Source organism: Thalassolituus sp. UBA2009, assembly GCF_002335285.1.
GTDB classification, from domain to species: domain Bacteria; phylum Pseudomonadota; class Gammaproteobacteria; order Pseudomonadales; family Oceanobacteraceae; genus Venatoribacter; species Venatoribacter alkanivorans.
Map to the genome: position 1 here is coordinate 1 of NZ_DDCJ01000059.1, position 3,689 is coordinate 3,689.

General features: G+C 51.7%; 2 protein-coding genes. Both read left to right on the forward strand.

Going from position 1 to position 3,689, the window contains the following annotated elements; all coding sequences use genetic code 11:
* Nucleotides 1-2,192 (forward strand): phosphoenolpyruvate carboxylase (ppc, locus tag B3P58_RS06755; RefSeq protein ID WP_286716585.1); only part of this gene is annotated, 2,192 nt, incomplete at its 5' end.
* A gap of 205 nt (nt 2,193-2,397) precedes the next feature.
* Nucleotides 2,398-3,054 carry an adenylate kinase gene (gene adk, locus B3P58_RS06760; protein ID WP_145469179.1) on the forward strand — a complete coding sequence of 219 codons (657 nt, stop codon included), beginning with the start codon at nt 2,398-2,400 and terminating at the stop codon, nt 3,052-3,054.
* Nucleotides 3,055-3,689: the final 635 nt, after the last annotated feature.

The following is a 3,689-nucleotide window of genomic DNA, read 5'->3' on the forward strand; positions in this document are numbered from 1 at the left end:
TTCAGAAATACGATCTGATTGCCCGATTACTGCAGCAACGTGATGACCTGCTCGACGGCCATCCGCAATTGCTGGAAATTGAGCAGCAGCTGGCTTCGGTGGTGGAAGAAATCTGGCACAGCGATGAAATCCGTCAGGTAAGGCCAACCGCTGTGGACGAAGCCAAATGGGGTTTCGCGGTGATCGAAAATTCGCTCTGGTATGCGGTGCCGCAATTATTACGCAATCTGGATGATGAACTGCGTCAGCGTGGCAGCAGCGCATTACCGCTGACGGCGGCTCCGGTGCGTTTTTCTTCGTGGATGGGAGGCGACCGTGACGGCAATCCGAATGTCACTTCTGCCGTTACCCGTGAGGTTTTATTTCTCGCACGCTGGATGGCTGCAGATTTATTCCTGCGTGATATTGAACAATTAGGCATGCAGTTATCGATGACGGCAGCCTCGGCGGAATTACGCCGCGCTTATCCGGATAATCTGCACGAACCTTACCGCGCCTGTATGCATCAGCTGCGCCATCGGCTGGAGCAGACCAAACTCTGGGCGGCCGCCAAAGCCCGTGGGGCGGAAAGTGATTACGAACCTCTGCTGGAAGACGATGAATTACTGCAGCCATTAATGCTCTGTTACAACAGCCTGGTAGAGCAGGGGCTGGATACGGTGGCCAATGGTTCATTGCTCGACACCCTGCGCCGGGTCGCCTGCTTTGGTCTGGCGCTGGTGAAACTCGATGTACGTCAGGAATCGACCCGCCATGCCGATGTGCTGCAGGAAATCTGCGCCTTTTATAACTGGGGTGATTACAAATCCTGGGATGAAGAAAAGAAACAGCAGTTCCTGCTGAATGAACTCGCATCCCGCCGCCCGTTAATTCCAAGCCGCTGGACGCCAACGGCCGAAACGCAGGAAGTGCTCGACACCATGAACGTGCTGGCGACCCGAGCCGGTGACGGTGTGTCCTGTTACATCATTTCCATGGCCAGTGAGCCGTCGGATATTCTGGCGGTAGCTTTGTTATTACAGGCCTGTGGTGTGCGCGATCATATGCCGGTGGTGCCATTATTTGAGACCCTCAGCGATCTTGAACAATCGGCGCCGCGCATGGAGAAACTCTGGTCGGTGGACTGGTACCGCCAGTACTGTAAAGGTCATCAACAGGTAATGATTGGTTATTCCGATTCCTCTAAGGATGCCGGCCAGCTGGCGGCTGTCTGGGCGCAATACCGGGCACAGGAAGCGCTGTCAAAAACGGCACAGGATAAAGGCATTAAACTGCGTTTATTCCATGGTCGTGGCGGCAGTGTTGGCCGCGGCGGCGGTCCTGCTCACCGGGCGATTTTATCGCAGCCGCCAGGGTCGGTACTGGGTGGCTTGCGGGTAACCGAGCAGGGCGAAATGATCCGCTTTAAATTCGGTTTACCGGAAGTGGCGGTGCGTAACCTTAAGGTTTATGTTTCTGCGGTATTGGAAGCCAATCTGTTACCGCCGGAAGCTGCACAGCCGCAATGGCGTGAGCGTATGGAGCAGTTAGCGGGTGCCGGGGTTAAATCTTACCGGGCTATGGTGCGTGATACGCCGGATTTTGTCCGTTATTTCCGCGCCGCAACGCCGGAGCAGGAATTGGGTAAATTATCATTAGGCAGCCGGCCAGCGCGCCGTAAAAGTGGTGGCGGTATTGAAACACTGCGCGCTATTCCGTGGATTTTTGCCTGGACACAAATGCGCTTAATGCTGCCTGCCTGGCTGGGTTCGGATGAAGCTCTGGCGCAGCCGGTTAATCATGGTGAGCTGCCACAGCTGCAATCGATGTATGCGCAGTGGCCGTTCTTCCGTACCTATATCGATATGCTGGAAATGGTGATATCGAAAGCCGATCCGGCTATTGCTCAGTATTATGAAAGTCGTCTGGTTGAAGCCGAGTTACAGCCGCTTGGCAGCCAGCTGCGTATCCGTTTGCAGAAGATCCGTGAGCTGGTGCTGGCGATTAAAGATCAGCAGACTCTGCTGCAGGATAACCTGGCCTTACAGCACTCCATGAGTGTGCGTAATCCATATACAGATCCACTGCATTATTTACAGGCCGAATTACTGTACCGCGAGCGGCAGGATCAGGATGTGGTCAGTAAAGAAGTGGAGCGTGCATTGAAAGTCACAATGGCTGGTATTGCTGCTGGGATGCGTAATACCGGTTAATCCCTTGTCGTGGGCGTGGCATCACTTCAGGTGCTGCGCGGTCTATACCAAAGTCGGGCATTATCTGCCCGGCTTTTTCATCACAATCACTTGAGCAAGAGCCCGGCTCGGAGTAAGGTTAGGCCTATTTTTTCCGTGACTGGTTGAAAAATAACCAATTTTTTGACTCGCCGGACAGTTTCTATTAACCACAAGGGGTATGCGCATGCGCGTAATTCTGTTGGGTGCGCCCGGTGCAGGTAAAGGCACACAGGCACAGTTCATTTGTGAAAAGTTTGCTATTCCACAAATCTCTACTGGCGATATGCTGCGTGCAGCAGTAAAAGCCGGTAGCGAACTGGGTCTTAAAGTAAAAGAAATCATGGAAACCGGCGGTCTGGTTTCTGATGAAATCATTATCGGTCTGGTAAAAGAACGTATTCAGCAGGATGACTGTGTAAACGGTTTCCTGTTTGATGGCTTCCCGCGCACTATTCCTCAGGCAGAAGCCATGCTGGAAGCGGGCGTTGATATCGACCACGTTGTCGAAATTGACGTAGCTGACGAAGAGATTGTTAAACGTCTCAGTGGCCGTCGTGTTCACCCGGGTTCTGGCCGCGTTTACCACGTTATTTACAACCCACCTAAAGTGGAAGGTAAAGACGATGAAAGCGGTGAAGATCTGGTGCAGCGTGATGATGACCAGGAAGAAACCGTACGCAAGCGTCTGGCTATTTACCATGATCAGACTGCACCACTGGTCAGCTTCTACAAAAAACTGGAAGCAGAAAAGGGCGCTAATGCACCTAAGTACAGCCACATCCAGGGTGTTGGCTCACTGCAGGAAATCACTTCTCAGGTTCTTGAGGCCTTACAGGGTTGAATAACCGGATAAGTTAAAAAGGGCTTCGGCCCTTTTTTTATGTCCGCGTTTTACATCCGGCGACAGTTGATCGTGATGTTGTTCCGGTAGGCCGTTTAAATCATAGCGGGTGGTTTTCACCTTTCCTTTATGCACCGGCTAATGTCATTGAGCTTTATTTGTCTCTATTGCGACCCGATCTGTACGTGCTGATGGTGTTGCAGAGATTAAAAAGTACCTTCTGAAGGCCGGAGTCGACTGCACTTAGTGCAGGAGATACCTAGGGCCTGTTAACACTAAGTTAATCGGGCCTCAGCCCGAAGGGTTATGACTAAAAATCCCTCATCCTGCGTTGCTGTTCGCTCGCTTAACCCGTTACCAATCTGTCTGGAACAGATTGGCATGCCAACCCCGAAGGGGTGAAGCACAGGGATGTGCTGAACATCCCACACTCTCAGCGCCTTGTCTGAGACATTTTTATCCGATAACAGACCTGTTTAATTAGTGTCAACAGGCCCTGGGTCGTATCGGTTTTTTAATAGAATCAACAACTTAAAAACAGGTGTGTGCACCATTAAGGTTCATCTTTATTTGCTGAGTCAGAACATAAATGCGTGATTCCGTATTTGCTTTTGCCATTACCGGGTACCAACAGG